The sequence below is a fragment of the Elusimicrobiota bacterium genome, assembly GCA_016180815.1.
Taxonomy (GTDB): domain Bacteria; phylum Elusimicrobiota; class Elusimicrobia; order JACQPE01; family JACQPE01; genus JACPAN01.
In genome coordinates this window covers 1-17518 of the sequence record JACPAN010000008.1, presented here as the reverse complement: position 1 = coordinate 17518, position 17518 = coordinate 1, and the positions used below count along the sequence as shown (strand labels likewise).

Sequence of the window (17518 nt, the reverse complement as noted above, 5' to 3'; positions counted from 1 at the left end):
TAACCAAAAAAAGGTTAAATGAGCTGGCTCTTTTATGCAACCTGGTCCTTTGATAAAATAGATCAATCTAATGAAAAAAGTATTCATCTTTTGGGACAATTCCAATATCTTTGTAAGCGCTAAAACTGTTGCCGCAGAAAAAGAGGGTGGAGACGCCTACTACAAAATACGTATTGATTTTCAAAAGCTTCTAGATTTGGCTAAGGCAAACCGCCCTCTCGAGTTCGCTATAGCTGTCGGCTCAATACCTCCCCAATTGCGCCACATTTGGAACAAATTAGAACAAACGGGTGTCAGAGTAGAACTCTACGAACGTGGATCCCAAACGGAAAAAGAGCAAGCCGTCGACCAGGCGTTGCAGGTTCATATGCTCAGGAAAGCATTCGATTACAACGGCCAAGCCGGCGTTGCCGTTATGTTAACAGGGGACGGCAAGGGATTTCTTGATGGCGTCGGTTTTCATGCCGACTTGGAACGTATGCATAAAAAAGGATGGGGCATCGAAGTCCTCGCGTGGGAGAGAACATGCAATCCCCGCCTAAAACAATGGGCTGAAGATATCGGGGCCTTTATTTCTCTGGAGAATTTCTACGAAAGCATCACATTTACCGATGACGAGTCGGGTGTCATCCGAAAATCAAAACCTCTGGATTTGACAAAAAGAGCGTTGGCCAAGCCTTGAAAAGGACAAAAGAAAACATCCCCAGAAACTGCGATCAAAAAATTGGTTGATTTTATGAATATAAAGAATTCAGGGTTAAAAACTATCTTGGCAGTCAGTTTAATTTTAATGGTGTCAATGGGGCTTTTTCCACCCTGGGCGCATTTTCTAGGAGGGGGGGTATCAGGTTCTGTTGGTTACGGTTTTTTATTTAATCCATCCCTTCCTTCATATGCTGATACGATTGCGCGCGTTGACATTCCAAGGCTAACGATTCAATGGATTCTCGTGTTAATGTCTGCAGCATTATGCTTTTTGACTCTCTCTAAGAACAATAAAGAATAAAAACGCGGTTAAAATGATCCTGGCGTTCACAAACCGCTTCCCTGATTTGCGGAATATCCGCTTGACGGATAATGATTCTTGGGCTAAACTTAGATCATGACGCCACAGGCGCATCTTGGATTGGGACGACGCAATCAAATTACCTTGCCCAAAAACTTTGTGCCCAAAAATACCAACTCCTTCCTCTGCGAACGCAGAGAGGATGGCGCCATCTTGCTGATTCCTGAAGTTTCTATTCCTATCAACCAATTGTTTTTCTGGACCAAGCAATGGCAAGAGGGCGAACGAGAGGCTTCTCGCGACATTCGCACGAGGAAAGTGCACCGACACCGGAGCGCTCAACGCCTCGTCGCCTACCTAAATTCTCAACGTAAAAAGCATCGTCCGTAAGTAAAGCAAGTGCCCCAAAAATTCAGGCTGCTCACGACCGGGCGCTTTGAAAGGCAGGCTATTAAACTCCCGGCTGCGATTTATCAACAACTAACGCGACGTTTGCAATTGCTTGAAACCAATCCACGACACCCCTCTTTGCAAACGCATGAAGTCAAGCATGCGGCAGGCGATTACGCCGGCAAGATCTTCGAGGCCTACATCAACAAACAGTATCGTTTTACCTGGGAATACGGCCCAGGCTCAGGCGAGATTACCCTGCGCAACACGGACAATCATGACGACTGCCTCAAAAAACCTTAAATTATTTCCCGCGCGGCGGATTGAAGTGAAAAAAGACGACGTCGCCGTCTTGAAACTCATAGGTTTTGCCTTCGGAACGGATCAAACCCTTTTCGCGCAGCGCGGCTTCGGAACCTAGTCGATCCATATCGCTGAAGCGGTAAACATCCGCACGAATGAAACCCGACTCCATATCGGTATGGATTTTGCCGGCGGCCTGAGGCGCCAATGTTCCTTTGGTAATGGTCCAGGCTCTGGTCTCCTTGGGCCCGGCGGTTAAAAATGTGATGAGCCCTAAAAGCTCATAGGCCGCTTTAATCAAACGGTCCAATCCGCTCTGAGTCAAACCCATTTCTTTTAAAAACATTTCCCGCTCCGCGCCTTCGAGTTCGGCAATTTCAGCTTCCAATTTGCCGCAAAGAACCAAAAGGCCGGCGCCGTCTTCTTTGGCTACTTGCTCAACCGCCTTGACCAAGGCCGGGTCCGCCTTGCCGGGCTCATCCGTATTGCCCACATAAAGGACAGGCTTGTCCGTCAAAAGCCCGAATGAGCGCGTCGCAGTCTGGGGTAAACCCATGGAGCGAACCGGTTTACCCTCGGCCAGCACCACATGAATTTTTTTCGCCAACTCATAGCGCTCGATGGCCGTTTTCTCGCCGCTTTTAGCCTGGCTTTGAGCTTTATCCAATTGGACTTCGACGGATGTTAAATCCGCCAAGACCAGCTCGGTATTGATGACTTCAATATCGCGCTTGGGCTCCACCCCGCCCATCACATGGACCACGTCATGATTGCTGAAAAACCTCACAATATGAACAATCGCGTCCACCTCGCGAATATTGGCCAAAAATTTATTGCCCAGACCTTGTCCTTCGCTGGCGCCTTGCACCAAGCCCGCGATATCCACAAAACGGATGGCGGCCGGAACGGTTTTCTCGGATTTAAAAATCTCCGTCAAACGCTTTAAGCGCGCGTCCGGCACCGAAACCACGCCCACATTGGGATCGATGGTCGTAAACGGATAATTAGAACTGGCCGCGTGCCCTGAAGTCAGGGCGTTAAACAGCGTTGATTTACCCACATTGGGAAGGCCGACGATGCCGATTTCCATGGGTGGAGTATAGCCTAGCTCTGACTTGAACGGACGACCAACTGTCCGCAGGCGCCCGCGATATCCGTGCCTAAATTTTTACGGATGGTGGAGCTGACATGGCGATTAATGAGGTAGTTTCTGAACTTTTTAGCCGTATCCCGGTCGGTTGACCGATGATGCGTTTCCGTGGGATTCCAAACAATCAAATTTACGTGAAGAAGATGGGGGGATTTCATGCTTTTGACGAATTGAACCAGTTCCTTGGCATGCTCTTCCTGATCGTTTTCGCCCGCCAGAAGAACGTACTCCAGAAAAACTTTTCTTTTGTTCGTTTCAAAATAACGCGCCAGGCTTTTCTTCAACTCTTCGAGCGGGTACTTTTTATTGAGGGGGACCAGCTTCTCGCGCAATTTGTCATTGGCCGCGTGCAAGGACAAGGCCAAATTGATTTGAGGCAATTCCTCGGCAAAGCGTTCGATGCCCGGGGCGATGCCGGCCGTGGACACGGAAATCGAACGCTGCCCCAAGCCGAAGAGTTCCGGATCCGTCAGCCTGCGGATGCTTTCTTTGACCGCGTCAAAATTGAGCATGGGCTCGCCCATGCCCATGTAAACGACATTGGACGGCGAAGCGTCGACTTTCTTCGTGCGCAGGTATTGCCGCCAAAAAAGAAATTGATCCCAAATTTCCTCAGCCGTCAAATTGCGTATAAATCCCATCAACCCGGTCGCGCAAAAACTGCATTTTAAGGCGCAGCCCACTTGAGAGGAGACGCAAACGCTCCATAGACCGGGTTTGGGCTGCATCAAAACGGTTTCAATCATTTTTCCGTCCGCCAATTCCAATTGAGCTTTATGGGCGAGTCCGTCTGCGGAAACCAAAACCTCAACGGCTTTAAAAGAAAGAAGGGGCAATTCGGATTTCATGCGCTCGCGCAAGCCTTTAGGCAAGGTCGTGATTTCTTCGTAGGAAGCCACGCCCGAACACAACGCGCTCAACACCTGCTTGGTGCGATAAGCAGGCTCCCCGGCCACTTCCATAAATTCAGCGATTTTTTTAGGGTTCATAAGATAAGAATCCTGCGCCCGTTAAAGCGTTAAGGCTGGCCGAAGGCCGTATAGTGCCAAGGCTTTCTGGCGGCTCCGCTCATGTCGGCCATCACATGCTTGGCCACGCTGTACTCTTCCAAAGCGTAAATCGACAAATCCTTGCCGAAACCGCTGGATTTAAAACCGCCATGGGGCATTTCAGAAGTCAACGGCAAATGATCGTTGATCCACACCGTGCCGAACCTGAGCGCGGCTGAAACCCGCAAGGCTTTTTGAATGTCTTTGGTCCATACGCTGCCGGCTAAGCCATAGCGAATATCATTCGCTTTGGACACGGCTTCACTCTCACCTTTGAAAGGAAGAACGCAAACGACGGGACCGAACACTTCATTCTGCACGATTTCCGAATCCTGCTTGGCCTCAACGATGACGGTCGGCTCGTAGAAGAAACCTTCCGCGGTTTCGTCGGATGAAGGCCGGCGGCCGCCGGTCAGCACCTTGGCTCCGGCCTTGACGGCCCGCTCCACAAAACCTTCGACCCGTTCGCGCTGCTCTTGAGAAATCAGCGGCCCCACATCCGTTTGCTTATTCTTAGGATCGCCGACTTTGACGGTTTTCATCAAGGCCAACAATCGTTCCAAAAATTTGGGATACACGCTTTGCTCGACATAAAGGCGAGTGGCTGCGGTGCAATCCTGGCCGGTGTTGACCAGGGAACCCACAACCGCGCCTTGAGCCGCGGCCTCCAAATCCGCGTCCCCAAAAACAATGAACGGAGCCTTACCGCCTAATTCCAGATGAAGCCGCTTTAAGGTCGGAGCGGCCTGAGCCATGATTTTTTTGCCGGTTTGCGTGTCCCCGGTAAAAGAGATCATGTCCACTCCGGCATGAGCGGTGAGCGCTTTGCCGGCTTCTTCGGCGCCGGTGATGATTTGCAGCACGCCCTCGGGCAAACCGGCTTCAAGCGCCAACCGGCCCAACTCAATCGCGGTCAAGGGCGTCAATTCCGAAGGCTTAAACACCACGCTGTTGCCCGCCGACAATGCCGGGATGATTTTCCAAACCGCCATCATAAAGGGATAATTCCACGGCGCCACCAAGGCAATCACGCCCACGGGTTCACGCCGGATCAGGCTCATATACCCGGGCACATACTCGCCCGAGGCGCGGCCGTCCAAGCAGCGCAGAGCCCCGGCAAAAAACCGGACATTGTCCAAAGCAAAAGGAATATCGCCGTCTTTAACCAGCTTAATCGGTTTGCCGCAATTGGCCAGTTCGGTTTCAACCAACAACTCCATATTGCTTTCGATTTTGGCCGCCAATTGCCACAAAACCGCGGAGCGCTCGCCGGGTGATTTTTTCGACCAGCGTCCGTCTTCAAAAGCCGCTCGAGCCGCCTGAACCGCTTTATCCACATCAACGGACGTGGCTTCGGGGACAACCGCTATATTCCTGCCTGTGGCCGGATTGAGAATTCCCCTCGTCGAGCCATTGCTGGGCCCCACCCATTGCCCGCCGATCAACATTTTGTGAACCTTGACTTTCGCGCCCTTTTCTTTGGAAAGAATATCGGATGCCATAAAACCTCCTAACGTTTGACGCTCGATGAGCGATGCCCGTTGTTTGCCTTAACCCTAAGGCCCGATAGAACAGACTCCAAAATATCCAGACCCTCTTCGACTTCTTGATCCGAAGCCACAAGCGGCGCCAAACTGCGCAGGACGTTGTTATAGAGCCCGGCCTTAAGAATGATCAATCCTCGATCCGCGCATTGATCCAGGATCGAACGCATGATGTCCTCGGGCAAGGGCGCTTTGGTTTTGGGCTCAGCCACCAGCTCAAGCGCCTGCATGGCGCCCAAGCCTCTGGCCTCGCCCACAAAATCAAAACGCCGTTCCCAGGCCTTGAAGCGTTTTTCAATCAAACGGCCGATCGCTTGGGCCCGCTTGAGCAAATTTTCTTCTTCGAATATTTCAAAAACAGCCAACGCCGCGGCGCAAGCCAAAGGATTCCCGCCGTATGTGCCGCCGAGTCCGCCCGGACTGACGGCATCCATAATTTTGGCTTTACCGACAACGCCGGAGAGGGGAAGCCCGCCGCCCAACGACTTGGCCACGGTCATCAGATCAGGGACAACGCCGGCATGTTCGCCGGCGAACATTGTTCCGGTGCGGCCGAAGCCGGTCTGGACCTCATCGAAAATCAGGACAATCCCATGACGATCGCAGAGCTTGCGCAAGCCGGGCAAAAAATCAGGCGTGGGCACCACAAAACCGCCCTCGCCCAACACCGGTTCAACGATCATGGCGGCCACGCGCTTTGGATCAACTTTGACTTCGAACAGCTCATTGAGCCGCTCCAAAGCATAAGCGCCCGCCTTATCCGCGCTCACTCCCGCGGGCGTGCGGTACGGATAAGGATAAGGACTGTGGTAAACCTCAGGGGCATAAGGCCCGAATCCGTCGCGATAGGGCTTTTCCTTGCCGGTTAAGGTCAAAGCCATGAGCGTGCGCCCATGAAAAGACAAATTAAAAGCGACAATGCCCTCGCGCCCGGTGTAGCGGCGGGCGATTTTAACCGCGTTTTCAACAGCCTCGGCCCCGGTGCTCAAAAGAACGGCTTTTTTTGGAAAATTTCCGGGCGCGACTTTAGTCAAATGCTCGCAAACCCGCACATAGCCTTCGTAAGGCGCCACATGAAAACAGGTATGCAAAAAGCGCTCGGCCTGCTCCTTGATCGCGGCCACGACTCTGGGATGGCAATGGCCGACGTTTAACGTGCCGATGCCTCCCGCAAAATCCAAATAGCGCTTGCCTTGCGTGTCCCACAAAACCGCGCCCTTGGCCCGGTCCGCAAAAATGCGGGTGTAGTGATAAAGGGCCCTGGAAACGGAGGCTTCGCGCCGGGACCAAAGCGCGGATTGCCCGCCGGGCGCCGGCGAATGTTTAAGGGTTCTCTCGTTCAATGTTTTCATTTCATCAGGCCTCAATTCTCCGAATAGAAATCGGTAATGAAAAGTTACAATATTTTTTATGTCGCGGGGAGCGAGAAGTCTTGGGGGCTCTATTGCCTGGGCTCTCTTCAATTTAACCTTGGCCTCGGCCCAAGGCACCATCGGCGTTGAGGCCACGCCCAAAACAACGCAAGTGCTGCTGGCCGAGCCCCTTGAGATCGGCTATACGATTCGTCTGCCCGGTAATATCAAACTCGACCTTTCTTCATGGCAAGCCGGAAAGACTCAATGGGGCGATTTTGTTCTATGGGATTTCCAGGCCAAACTCAAACAGGAAGGTGGCTTTTCCGTCACCGAACTTAAAGTTACGGTTCTGCCGTTTAAACTCGGCGACGTCGAAATGCCGGCCATCGAGATCGCGACCAAATCGGAAAACGCTCCGGGCACCATCATCAAAACCCCGCCCATTCCGCTGAACATTCTCGATCCAACGCAGAAATCCAAGGACCCGACTCAATTGCAGGACATCAAAACCCCGCGCAAGCCGCGTTATTTCTGGGAACAGCCATGGATCGCCATCCCTCTGTCGTTAGGCCTGTTCCTCGCCTTGCTGGCCCTCTACGCGTGGTGGCGGGCCAGAAACCGCCGCCTCAATGAAGCGGCGGCGCGCATTGAAGAAACCTTGCCGCCTGAGGAGCGCTTCGAGCGCGAGTTGGCGAAACTTCAGACCGCAGGACTGATTCAGGCGCGGCGTTTCCGGGAATTTCACTTCGCTTTGAGCGAGGCTTTTCGCCGCTACCTTGACGGGCGCTTCGGCCTGGACACGCAAAGCCTGACCACCGGAGAACTGCTGCGCCTGCTTCATGCCGAGCGCCATGATTTGGACATTCAACTGCCGGCCCTCGTGCGCCTGAAAGATGTTTTAGAAATAATGGATTTGGCTAAATTTGCTCAATATGCGCCGGCGGTGAAAGAAAATGAACAAGTGATTGAAGCTCTGGCCGCCTTCGTCGGCGATCATCGCCGGGCGCCCGACCCTGAGCCGGCGTCCGGACAACCCCCTCGAACCGAAGCCCAAACCGACGGCGGGGATCGTCAATGACCACCGGCATCACTCTAGCGACGCCCTGGCTGGGTCTTGCCGCCCTGAGCCTGGTCATCATCTGTTTCCTCTTCATTATTATGCTCGATCGCCGGGGCTTCAACCCCAAGGCCACGATTCTTTATTCGAAGGCCCTTTTTTCCTGGGCCCTGCTGAAAGAAAAATTCGGCTTGGAACCCCGCCATTCGACGCCGGCCGCCCTGGGCGTTCTGAGATTCCTGGCCTTCATCACCCTGGCCCTGGCCCTGGCCCGGCCGCAAAAAGTAACCGTCGAAGAAATGGAGCCTTTGCTGGGCGTGGATATTATCCTGGCCCTCGACACCTCGGCTTCCATGGAAGCGCTCGATTTCCAGCCTTTCAATCGCCTGCAGGCCGCGAAAAAAATCGCGGCTGATTTCATCGAAAAAAGAAAAACGGACAGGATGGGGCTTGTTGTTTTCGGCGGGGCCGGCCTTTTGGTCTGCCCGCCGACCTTGGACAAGGAGGCGGTCGGCACGTTCCTAAAACACATTGAAATCGGCATGACGCAGACGGAAGGAACCGCGATCGGATCGGGCCTGATGACCACGCTCACGCATTTAAAAAGAATCCCGAGTTTAAGCAAGACCGTCATTCTTCTGACGGACGGCAAAAACAACGCGGGCTCGGTTGATCCCATGACCGCAGCCAAAACCGCCCAAGCCATGGGGGTCAAGGTCTATACGATCGGCGCAGGACGAAAAGGCGGGGGAATTTATCCGGTCGTGGATCCGATCTTCGGCACGCGCTACGTGCACCGCCCGGAAGAAGAAATCGACGAAGAAACCCTGATTAAAATCGCGGAGTCGACCGGCGGCAAATATTTCCGCGCCAGCGAGCTTTCCGAGCTCAAAGCGATCTTCGATGAAATCAACAGGCTTGAGAAAACCGAGGTCACGCCGCCCAAACGGCATCAGTTCGAAGAATTGTATCCGCCGCTGCTGCTGGTGGCCATGTTTTTCCTGGGAACGGAAATTCTTTTGCGAGGCACGCTGCTGCTGACGCTGCCATGATGGATATTTTCGCCTTCCCCAAATTCTTATGGCTCGTTTTCTACGCTCTGCTGTCGGCCTTGGCCTTGACGCGCTGGATACCGGGCAAACGCCGGCGGCTTCTTTCCCTGATCGTGGCTGCGCCGAAACTGCGACGCGCGCTGGCCGGAGATGAGTCGTCGGACCGGCGCGGATCAAAAGCCGTTCTTGTCGCCGCAGGGCTTCTTTTGATCGCCCTGGCCATGGCCGGACCGCAATGGGGGATCAAAAGCCGGGACGTGCCGCTGCTGGGCAGCAATCTGATGATCTGTCTCGATGTGTCGGAATCCATGCTCGCCCAGGACGTCAAGCCCAACCGTTTCGAACGCTCGAAGCTTGAAATGGTGGAGGCCTTCACGAAAAAAAACGGCCAGGCGCCCATGCGAGTGGGCCTGGTGACGTTCGCGGGGCGCGCTTATCTGCAATGCCCGCTGACCTTGGACGCCAATGCCCTGCGCTTTATTCTTGAAACGGTGGCGCCCGGCACTCTGCCTCATCCAGGCACCAATATCGCCGCCGCCCTGAAAACAGCCCAAGCGATTTTGTCTAAAGCCGGCGGCGACCGCCATGTTCTCGTGGCCACGGACGGGGAAGACCATGAAGGCGACGCGCGGGCCATGATCGGCGAGCTGGTCAAAAACCGCATCCGCGTTTCCGTGTTATGGACCGGAAGCCCGGAAGGGGAGCCCATCCCACAGAGGGATGAAAATGGGAACTTTTTAGGGTATAAAAAAGATAGGAGCGGACAGACGGTCTTGACCAGGGCCAAAGGGGATTCCCTGGAGGGATTGGCGCGCCAGACAGGCGGGCGCTTCATCCGGCTCGATAACAACACGGATCCCCAGGCCGAGTTAAAAAATATCGCGGAAGAAGCGGATGCCAAAAAAGGCAAAGGACAAGAAATGAGGCTGGAGAACAGATACCAGATACCGCTGGGCCTGGGCTTCTTGTTGTTGCTGGCCGAATTCGCGCTTCCCGAAAGAAAAAGAAAATGAAGACGCCCAAAAAGTTTTTTCTCCTGTTGCCGGCAGCCTTCCTGCCCATGAGCTTGTCCTATGGCGCCAATTGGAAAGCGCCGACTAGAAAAGGCGTGGACGAATACAAAAAAGGCGATTATCAATCCGCATGGAATTCATTCAATCAGGCGGGGAATCTCGATCCGAAAAATCCCGTCATTCAATTCAACAAAGGCTGCGCCGCTTACAAACTCAACGACATGGAAACCGCCTCGCAATCGTTCAATCAATCCCGAGGCCTCGCCGGCAAAGACGTCAAGCTGCAGGCGGAAAGCCACTACAACGCGGGCAATATCTACTTTCGCCAAGGCAAAATGGAGGAGGCGATCGAGGCTTATAAAAAAGCCCTGCTCTTGAATCCCAGGGATGAAGAAGCGCGCCACAACCTGGCGCTGGCCATGCGCCAAGTGAAGCCCCCGGACAATCAAAACAATCCGGGCGGACAAGGCGGCGGCGGGGGAGAGCAAAATCAAAACGACGACAAAAACGAACAGGATCAAAACCAACAGCAGCAGCCTCAGATGAAGCAACAGGAGATGGAATCCCTGCTGCAAAGCTACGAGCAGGAACAGATGAATCAAGCCCGCAAAATGAAACGGAAAAAGCCGCAAGAGCCCACGGTGGATAATGACTGGTAGGCGGGTTTTGAGGCTGTTTCTGTTATTGTTGCCGGCCATGGCAATCGTCCCGCCGTTGTCGGCGGATATCAAGCTGACCCTGCGCCTTGAAAAGGGCAAAATGGCCTTGGGTGAAAACGTGGCGATGGAAGTGGCGGTCGTGGGCAGCGCCGGCGGATTAGGGGAGCCCAAGATCACCATACCCCCGGAATTTTCCGTCCTCTCTCAGTCAAAAAGCCAAAAAATAGAAATCGTCAACTGGAACATGACGACGTCCGTGGTTTACACCCTGGTTCTCTCCGCATCCAAACCCGGATCGTATAAATTGGGTCCGGCGCGCCTGGACGTCGGCGGGGGCCAAGCCATCACGTCGGAAATCGTCAGCCTGGAGATCGCTGATCAAAAAAATATGCAGATTCCCGGCACCCCGCAGGGAGTCTTGAAAGCATTCCCCGCGCCGGCATTCCGGCGCTCTCTTCAGGACATGCTCAACGACAAGCAAGCGCGCCAGCAGGGAGGCGGCGCTCCCAAGAAATCAGCCCCCTCGCCCGGCGCGGCGCCGTCCGCGCCGCAATCGGCCGAACCCGCGCCCATTGTGTTCGTGGATGCCAGAACGGACAAAAAAGAAGCCTTCGTGGGCGAACCCGTCAAATTCGCGGTTTACTTTCACACCCGCGTCGGATTTTTATCCCAGCCGCAATATGCGCCGCCCAATGTCAGCGGTTTTTGGCATGAAGAACTACCGCAAAAAACCTACCCGGCGACGATCAACGGCGTCAATTATCATGTCACGGAGATTCCGATGATTTTGTTCCCGACCACCAGCGGAAAATTGGAAATCGGTCCGGCTAAAATCAGGGTCGAGTTGGAAAGTCACGGCGCGGGGTTGGGCACGGATCCCTTCGACCCTAAATTTTTACAGCAATTCCTAGGCATGGGCGGCGGGGAAACGCATGCCTTGGAAACTAAACCCGTGGCCATCACCGGCCTGCCCCTGCCGACGCAAGGCCGCCCCAAGGATTTTTCCGGCGCGGTCGGGCAATTCGACATCCAAGCGGAACTCGATAAAAAGGATATCAAAGTCGGCGAATCGCTCACCATGACGGTCACGATCTCCGGCCAGGGCAATATCCGGAGCCTGCCCAGCCCCTACTATCCCAATCTCGACGGCGTCTTCAGGTCCTATGAGACCGAAAAATCAGAAACCATCTCAAAGGACAAGGGCGTCATCACCGGAAAAAAAGTCTATAAGATGCTCCTCATCCCGCAGGTTCCCGGACGGCCGACGCTGACCATCCCGCCGATTCGTTTCGTCTACTTCGATCCGAAAACAAAAGAATACGCGCGCAAAGAAACCCCGCCCATGGCGCTCAAGGTCACCGGCGAACCCATCCGCCAGGCCTCGGGAACAGGCTCCTCCAAAGAGACAAAAAAAATCAGCGAGGATATCGAATTCATCATCGAAGAAACGCCCGCGCCCCGGCCATTGGCCGCAGCCATCACGCGCCTAGCCCGCTCCTGGCCCGTGACCGGCCCTTTGCCCTTGGCCCTGTGGCTGGCCATGACGCTGGCGCAAACCATGAAAGAAAAAAAACAGTTGCGCAAAAAGCGCCCTTTGGAACGCCTCTCGGACGCGGTCAAACAGGCCCAATCCCTGGCTAAAAAAGGCGATACGGTGCCCGCCTTAAGCCATTTGGGGACCGCCCTGGAAAGCGCCGTCCATGAATTATTAGGCCTCTCCGCCGTTCAATTGACGTCGAAAGCCGTAGTCGCTGAAATTTCAAGACGAGCGGCAGGAAGCATTTCGCATGAAGAAGAGGAGTTGATCGGACGCACTTTGGAAACCATTCATTTCCTGCGCTTTGCGCCGGCCAAAGAAAAAAGCCCGGCCATGCTTGAAGAGCTTCTGGGCAATGTCCAGCGCCTCAAAACTATTTTGGAGAAGCTGCGCAAATGAGGATCATGACGATTGTCGCGGCGCTCATCATTCACGCGGCCTTCTCCTGCGTTGGTTTCGCCCAGTCGCATGACGAACACTTTCCGGCTCTCTGGCTGGAAGCGGCCCAAGCCTACAAAGACGGGGATTTCTCCAAAGCGGCCGAGTTTTACCAGCACGCCGCGCAGGAACATCCGGCTCTCTGGGAAACCCACTACAATGCCGCCAACGCCCATTTCAGGGCGAACAGTTATCCCGAAGCTCTGGAATATTACTGGCGAGCCTTTGAACTTAATCCAAGGAACCCCAACATCGTCAAAAATCTTAATTTGGCCGCGCAAAAAACCGGCGATGTCTTTGCGCCGCCCGGCGTCCCGGTGGGGCTCTACCTGGTTTGGCATGTGCTGACCAAAACGGAATGGGTGGCGCTGAGCCTGATTTGCTGGTGGCTGCTGGCTCTGGCGTTGATCGCCGCCAAATTTCGAATCGGCCTGAAAATGACCGACACCGTCCGCCAAGGGCTCTGGGCTCTGAGCGCGACGCTGGCGCTGACATCGGCCATAGCCGCTTCTCACGTGCTGGCCGGGCGGCGCGAATGGGCCGTCATTAAAGTCCCGGGGCTGCTTCGCTCCGGCCCTTCGGAAAACCTGCCGGTGACGGTGCAGATTCCCGAAGGACGTTTCGTGCGCATCCTGGAGAAAAAAGACGCCTGGACGCTCATTGAAACGCGCAAAGAAAAGCTGCGAGGCTGGTTGAGGTAGTGAAAAATTACCCCTTGAAAAAATGCCGCTTTCCTGATAACCAATTAGAAGGCCGTCGGAGGGGAGAAACGGCCGGAAATCAGGAGGCAACATGCAGAAATACGCTCCTAAAACGAATCGCGAACCAAACAACCTGGTTTCTTTTTGTTTAGCCGCCGGCGTCGCCCTTTCCGGATGCGTCCATCACTCGGCCCGTTCTCACAACGATCTACAACATCACAACAACGCTCACCATGACCATTATGACGGCGAGCGGGAATTGGAGGCTCGCCCGCTGTTTAGCCCCACGCAAGATTCAAGCCCGGGAGCGACTCTGCTGATGACCTACGGCTCTCAACCGGAGGAGGGGCCGTCTTCCCTTTATTATCACGATGGTCACGTGGACGTTCGCTATACCACCGGACGCATTAAAGTCGAACGGGAAATCAAACGCCATGAAGACTTCGCCTCGAAATCGCTCAAAGCCTTCGGTCAACTATCGGCCAAAGCCAGCCAGATCAGCGCTTATTGGGATAATCGCTTGAAAGAGTTGGGCGGCCATTTGGATTATCTGGCTAATCGCCAGGATTACGGCCACTACACGCATTCGATCACTCATTGGCAGGACAACGCCTATAAAGCCGAAGATTATGCCATCCGGGCTCAAGACATCAGAAACAAAATGGCCAGCTACGGCCACCTGATTCAACAAACGCATCTGCCGAAAATCAAACATGCCCGCCTTCTCATGCGCGCCGGCGTCAGCCACGGGGAAACGGATGAAATGCAGAGGGCTGTCGAATTCTCGCGCCAAGCCAATGACGAAATCGTCGGGTTGGTCAGGACGGCGCGCTCGCTTGAAAGCGACCTTCAAGAGCTTGAATCCGTCACCCGCGCCGATAAAAACGCCCAAAACAATAGCCGCTCGAAATAGCCTCGCGCAACCGCGGCGCTGAATTCTTCGTTGCCAAGCCCCAAGTCCGGCGATTTCGCTATAATGAAGATGTGAGGTATTTTTCACACGATGAAGCGGAGTCCCTGCTTCCCCGGCTCCAGGAAATCATGAGCTGGGTGCTCAAACTCAAAACCCAGGCCAGAAAAAAAGTGATGGATTACCATCGTCTGGAAAAAAGCCCCAAGGCCAATGCCGCCAATGTGGCCATTGCCCGGGCTCAAGCCGAATTTCTGGTCGCCCAGATCAAAGAACAGCTTGAACAAATCGGCAAAATGGGCGCCATGGCCAAGGGCCTCGACCCATGCCTGGTGGATTTTCCCTACCGCCTCAACGGCCGCGAGGTCTATCTTTGCTGGAAATACGGCGAAGAAAATATTTCCTGCTATCACGGCCTTGAAGAAGGCTATGCCGGCCGCAAACCTCTGCCGACCCACGTCCTCTACAAAGACGTCGAATAGACCCTTCACCGATTGATTACCCTTATCCTCGCGGCGGTCCTAACGGCTGGGCAGCCATTGCATGGGGAGCTTTTGACGGACACGCTCCAACGTATGCACCTGGAACGCTCTGATTTAAAATTAAGACACGAGCAAATCCCCGATCCTTTCCGGCTCTCATGGCCAGCGGCTTTACTTGATGATCCGTCATCGGCTTTATCCAAGTCCCAAACCCAAGCACTCAATATCATCCGCCGGGAAAAAATTTCCGGGCTGCTCGATGAATCGCTTCAATTGCTTGGCGGCCGCGCCAAAAGCGGCGGCGCGCAGCCGGCCGTTTCAATCGAAATTCCGGCTGAAATCCCGGAACCGCTTGCCCGGATTATTCACGCGATCGGGCGCGCCGCTGAAACAAATCAAACCCTTTGGTCCGCAATTCCGGCAAGCAAACGCCGGGAACTGCTCGATTACATCAAACCCCAGCTCATCGGTGATGAAGCGCCGTTGGAGAATCTCCAACCGCCGCAAGAAGTTTGGTGGGAGAAAACCGAACAACGGTTCAAAACCATTGAGGGATTCCCAAAGGCGCAGGTTATCCTTAATGCCCGTGAACTGACCACGGTTCTTGAAGCTGAACTGGAACGATTAAAAGAAATCGCGCGCCGCGAGCCTTCGGCCGTCAAACCCTCGCGCTTGGAGACGCCCTACGGACCCATTGTTCTTGCCGGAACAGGAGCAGATCAACATCAGGGTCCGGCCTTGCTGCTGCTCGACTTAGGCGGCAACGACGTTTATGAACTCGATGAAGCTCAGGGCGTGCGCGTCATTATTGATTTAGGCGGCAACGACGTTTACAGGGGGCCTGGGGCCTGCGGTATTTACGGCATCGATATTTTAATCGACGCGCAGGGACGAGATGTTTATTCGGCGCAAGATATGGCCCAGGGCTGCGGCCTGTTCGGCGTCGGCATCCTTGAGGACCAAGAAGGCGATGATGCGTACGTCGCCCGGGCGTTTGCGCAAGGAGCCGGAGCCTGGGGTTTGGGTCTGCTCATCGACCGCAACGGCGCAGACATCTATCGCCTGGGTTATTTCGGACAAGGGGCGGGCGCGCCGGGTGGCTTGGGCCTTTTATCCGACGCCTCAGGCAATGACGCCTATATCGCCCTCGGCCACGTACTCGATCCGCGGGGTTTGCAGGAAAACTACGGCCCCTTCAAGCAGGGAGAGGTTTATCAAAGCCTGGCGCAGGGTTTCGGCTATGGCTGGCGCGATTTAGCGGCCGGCGGCATCGGTTTCCTGCTCGATGCCTCGGGCAATGACGCTTACATCGCCGATTATTTTGCCCAAGGCGGCGGTTACTGGCTGGGTTGGGGCCTGTTGTTCGACGGCTCCGGCAATGACCGCTACCAGGCCCGGCGCTACGCCCAGGGATCAGGCGTTCATTATGCGGCCGGAACCCTGCTCGATGCCTCGGGCAATGATCAATACGCGAGTTGGGCGGTGAGCCTTGGCTCGGGGCATGATTATGCGCTGGGCCTTTGCTGGGACGGAGCAGGCAACGACGCTTATGCCACGGATGCCAATGCCTTTCTTCAAATCGGCGCGTCCAACGCTTCAGCCGTCGGGCTTCTCTTAGACGGCTCAGGCAACGATCAATACATCGCCTCAAGCAGCGGGCTCGGTTTCGGCTCTTGGGATGAAAAACGGCAATCCTTCGGCATCGGGCTCTTGCTGGACGCGCAAGGCGACCGAGACGCGATCACGCAAACCATCTCCTCGCGCCCCTGGACGCGCCCGCAGGGCGAGCGCGGATTCGGCCGCTGGGAAAACAAAAATTCGGATTTTCAACCTGCCTTCGAAATTGAAAAGGATTCGACCGCCGGCTATCTGCGTGATCTCGACAAGAAAGACGCTCACCTAAAAAAGCGCCTGGCTCAAGCCGAACGCCTCGATGGCCGCTCGCGAATAGCCGAATTGTTGGCCGCCGCAGCTTCCGGCGGACGCCTGAGCCTCCAAGCCAAAGCCATTATTTGGCAAAACACCGATGAATCAAAATTACCCATCCTGACGACTCTTTTTAATCCGCACAATGTTTTTTCTTTGCTTCATCTTGAAGAACTATTCGTGATGATGGGCCAACCAGCCTTTGCGGCCCTGGCCGCCAAAGCGCGGGGGGGAACGGAAATCGAACGCGCCCGGGCCTGCTATTTTCTGGCTCAAGCGAGAACACCGGCGGCCAAGGATATTTTCACGGCCGCCCTCAAAGATTCCTCCTGGAAAGTCCGGCTCCAGGGGGCCCGAGGCTTGGCGCGGCTGGCCGAACTCAAACATGCCGAAAAACTCAACGATCTTCGCCGCGCGCTTGATCCTTATCAAAAACAAAAAATCATCGAATGGCTGGCGCGGGAACAGAAAATCGAAATGCTGACTATTCTCAGCGAAATAGGAATTCCCAAAAACGAATGGGCCGCCTTTGTCCCCGGACTTTCCCAAGACAACCCATCCGCCGATCAAACGGCGCGGGCAGCCGAACTCTTAAGCGCCCGAGCGTCTCAAACGCAGGCATGGCTGCAAGAACGAATCAAAACCCTTGAACAAACCGCGGCTGAGGCGGATCGTCTGTTGCTTGGAAGCGCCGCTGATCCGGATCGCGACGTGCGCCGATGGGCGGTCGTCGGCCTGGGTTGGGCAAAACATAAAAAACTCTGCGGCATCGCCCGCGATATCCTGGAAGACGCGGACTACACGGTCAGGGATGCGGCCGTGGCCGCCTTAGCCTCTCTAAGCCGCGATGATTGCCCGGATGTCGCCGCTCTTGCCGAAAAAACTTCCAGCCCAAGAACAAAAGCTTTGGCCCGGCAGGCGCTTGATCGCGGTAACGGCGCCAAAT

At 54.8% G+C, this 17518-nt stretch carries 17 protein-coding genes; 13 read left to right on the top strand and 4 right to left on the bottom strand.

The genetic code is table 11. From position 1 onward, the window contains the following. The first annotated feature begins 70 nt into the window (after window positions 1–70). The 4 genes from HYT79_03635 to HYT79_03620 all read left to right on the top strand — a co-directional run bounded on the left by HYT79_03635 (window position 71) and on the right by HYT79_03620 (window position 1699). Complete coding sequence (locus tag HYT79_03635; protein MBI2069671.1) at window positions 71–682, top strand: NYN domain-containing protein; 612 nt, start codon at window positions 71–73, stop codon at window positions 680–682. Window positions 683–736: 54 nt separating this feature from the next. Then, the gene (locus tag HYT79_03630; protein MBI2069670.1) at window positions 737–1006 is read left to right on the top strand and encodes a hypothetical protein; all 270 of its coding nucleotides are present in this window, start codon (window positions 737–739) and stop codon (window positions 1004–1006) included. A 96-nt stretch (window positions 1007–1102) separates the two neighbouring features. Next, on the top strand, window positions 1103–1396 hold the full coding sequence (locus HYT79_03625) for an AbrB/MazE/SpoVT family DNA-binding domain-containing protein (protein ID MBI2069669.1): 294 nt from the start codon (window positions 1103–1105) through the stop codon (window positions 1394–1396). Window positions 1397–1405: 9 nt separating this feature from the next. Further along, the gene (locus HYT79_03620; GenBank protein ID MBI2069668.1) at window positions 1406–1699 is read left to right on the top strand and encodes a hypothetical protein; all 294 of its coding nucleotides are present in this window, start codon (window positions 1406–1408) and stop codon (window positions 1697–1699) included. A gap of 1 nt (window position 1700) precedes the next feature. Here the strand turns inward: HYT79_03620 and ychF are convergent, their stop codons facing one another. The 4 genes from ychF to gabT are packed head-to-tail and all read right to left on the bottom strand — an operon-like array spanning window position 1701 to window position 6794. After that, on the bottom strand, window positions 1701–2789 hold the full coding sequence (gene ychF, locus HYT79_03615; GenBank protein ID MBI2069667.1) for a redox-regulated ATPase YchF: 1089 nt from the start codon (window positions 2787–2789) through the stop codon (window positions 1701–1703). A 14-nt stretch (window positions 2790–2803) separates the two neighbouring features. Then, complete coding sequence (gene rlmN / locus HYT79_03610) at window positions 2804–3838, bottom strand: 23S rRNA (adenine(2503)-C(2))-methyltransferase RlmN (protein ID MBI2069666.1); 1035 nt, start codon at window positions 3836–3838, stop codon at window positions 2804–2806. 29 nt (window positions 3839–3867) lie between these two features. Continuing rightward, window positions 3868–5400, bottom strand: coding sequence for a gamma-aminobutyraldehyde dehydrogenase (locus HYT79_03605; GenBank protein ID MBI2069665.1), 1533 nt, complete (start codon window positions 5398–5400; stop codon window positions 3868–3870). Between the two features lie 8 nt (window positions 5401–5408). Then, window positions 5409–6794 carry a 4-aminobutyrate--2-oxoglutarate transaminase gene (gene gabT, locus HYT79_03600; protein ID MBI2069664.1) on the bottom strand — a complete coding sequence of 462 codons (1386 nt, stop codon included), beginning with the start codon at window positions 6792–6794 and terminating at the stop codon, window positions 5409–5411. 58 nt (window positions 6795–6852) lie between these two features. On the opposite strand from gabT, the gene HYT79_03595 reads away from it, so the two are divergent. The 9 genes from HYT79_03595 to HYT79_03555 form a co-directional block, all read left to right on the top strand. Beyond that, window positions 6853–7875 (top strand): hypothetical protein, encoded by a 1023-nt coding sequence (locus HYT79_03595; protein ID MBI2069663.1) that lies wholly within the window; start codon window positions 6853–6855, stop codon window positions 7873–7875. Beyond that, window positions 7872–8906 (top strand): VWA domain-containing protein, encoded by a 1035-nt coding sequence (locus HYT79_03590; GenBank protein MBI2069662.1) that lies wholly within the window; start codon window positions 7872–7874, stop codon window positions 8904–8906. The genes HYT79_03595 and HYT79_03590 overlap by 4 nt, the downstream gene beginning before the upstream one ends. Further along, window positions 8903–9919, top strand: coding sequence for a VWA domain-containing protein (locus HYT79_03585; protein ID MBI2069661.1), 1017 nt, complete (start codon window positions 8903–8905; stop codon window positions 9917–9919). Before HYT79_03590 ends, HYT79_03585 begins: the two co-directional genes overlap by 4 nt. Beyond that, window positions 9916–10578: a tetratricopeptide repeat protein gene (locus HYT79_03580; GenBank protein MBI2069660.1), complete on the top strand. Its 663-nt coding sequence runs from the start codon at window positions 9916–9918 to the stop codon at window positions 10576–10578. Before HYT79_03585 ends, HYT79_03580 begins: the two co-directional genes overlap by 4 nt. Window positions 10579–10585: 7 nt before the next feature. Next, the gene (locus HYT79_03575; protein MBI2069659.1) at window positions 10586–12514 is read left to right on the top strand and encodes a protein BatD; all 1929 of its coding nucleotides are present in this window, start codon (window positions 10586–10588) and stop codon (window positions 12512–12514) included. After that, the gene (locus HYT79_03570) at window positions 12511–13254 is read left to right on the top strand and encodes a tetratricopeptide repeat protein (GenBank protein ID MBI2069658.1); all 744 of its coding nucleotides are present in this window, start codon (window positions 12511–12513) and stop codon (window positions 13252–13254) included. The genes HYT79_03575 and HYT79_03570 overlap by 4 nt, the downstream gene beginning before the upstream one ends. Window positions 13255–13345: 91 nt before the next feature. Then, on the top strand, window positions 13346–14167 hold the full coding sequence (locus HYT79_03565; GenBank protein ID MBI2069657.1) for a hypothetical protein: 822 nt from the start codon (window positions 13346–13348) through the stop codon (window positions 14165–14167). 71 nt (window positions 14168–14238) lie between these two features. Further along, window positions 14239–14646, top strand: a complete 408-nt coding sequence (locus tag HYT79_03560) for a DUF2203 domain-containing protein (GenBank protein MBI2069656.1) — start codon at window positions 14239–14241, stop codon at window positions 14644–14646. Between the two features lie 72 nt (window positions 14647–14718). After that, on the top strand, window positions 14719–17518 hold a 2800-nt coding region (locus HYT79_03555), incomplete at its 3' end, for a HEAT repeat domain-containing protein (GenBank protein MBI2069655.1).

Excerpts from the sequence above, each read along its gene's own strand:
- HYT79_03565 (MBI2069657.1), top strand. The coding sequence starts at position 13,346 with ATGCAGAAATACGCTCCTAAAACGAATCGCGAACCAAACAACCTGGTT.
- HYT79_03605 (MBI2069665.1), bottom strand. The coding sequence starts at position 5,400 with ATGGCATCCGATATTCTTTCCAAAGAAAAGGGCGCGAAAGTCAAGGTT.
- HYT79_03580 (MBI2069660.1), top strand. The coding sequence starts at position 9,916 with ATGAAGACGCCCAAAAAGTTTTTTCTCCTGTTGCCGGCAGCCTTCCTG.
- HYT79_03570 (MBI2069658.1), top strand. The coding sequence starts at position 12,511 with ATGAGGATCATGACGATTGTCGCGGCGCTCATCATTCACGCGGCCTTC.
- HYT79_03595 (MBI2069663.1), top strand. The coding sequence starts at position 6,853 with ATGTCGCGGGGAGCGAGAAGTCTTGGGGGCTCTATTGCCTGGGCTCTC.
- HYT79_03590 (MBI2069662.1), top strand. The coding sequence starts at position 7,872 with ATGACCACCGGCATCACTCTAGCGACGCCCTGGCTGGGTCTTGCCGCC.
- HYT79_03630 (MBI2069670.1), top strand. The coding sequence starts at position 737 with ATGAATATAAAGAATTCAGGGTTAAAAACTATCTTGGCAGTCAGTTTA.
- HYT79_03625 (MBI2069669.1), top strand. The coding sequence starts at position 1,103 with ATGACGCCACAGGCGCATCTTGGATTGGGACGACGCAATCAAATTACC.
- ychF (MBI2069667.1), bottom strand. The coding sequence starts at position 2,789 with ATGGAAATCGGCATCGTCGGCCTTCCCAATGTGGGTAAATCAACGCTG.
- HYT79_03585 (MBI2069661.1), top strand. The coding sequence starts at position 8,903 with ATGATGGATATTTTCGCCTTCCCCAAATTCTTATGGCTCGTTTTCTAC.
- rlmN (MBI2069666.1), bottom strand. The coding sequence starts at position 3,838 with ATGAACCCTAAAAAAATCGCTGAATTTATGGAAGTGGCCGGGGAGCCT.
- HYT79_03635 (MBI2069671.1), top strand. The coding sequence starts at position 71 with ATGAAAAAAGTATTCATCTTTTGGGACAATTCCAATATCTTTGTAAGC.
- gabT (MBI2069664.1), bottom strand. The coding sequence starts at position 6,794 with ATGAAAACATTGAACGAGAGAACCCTTAAACATTCGCCGGCGCCCGGC.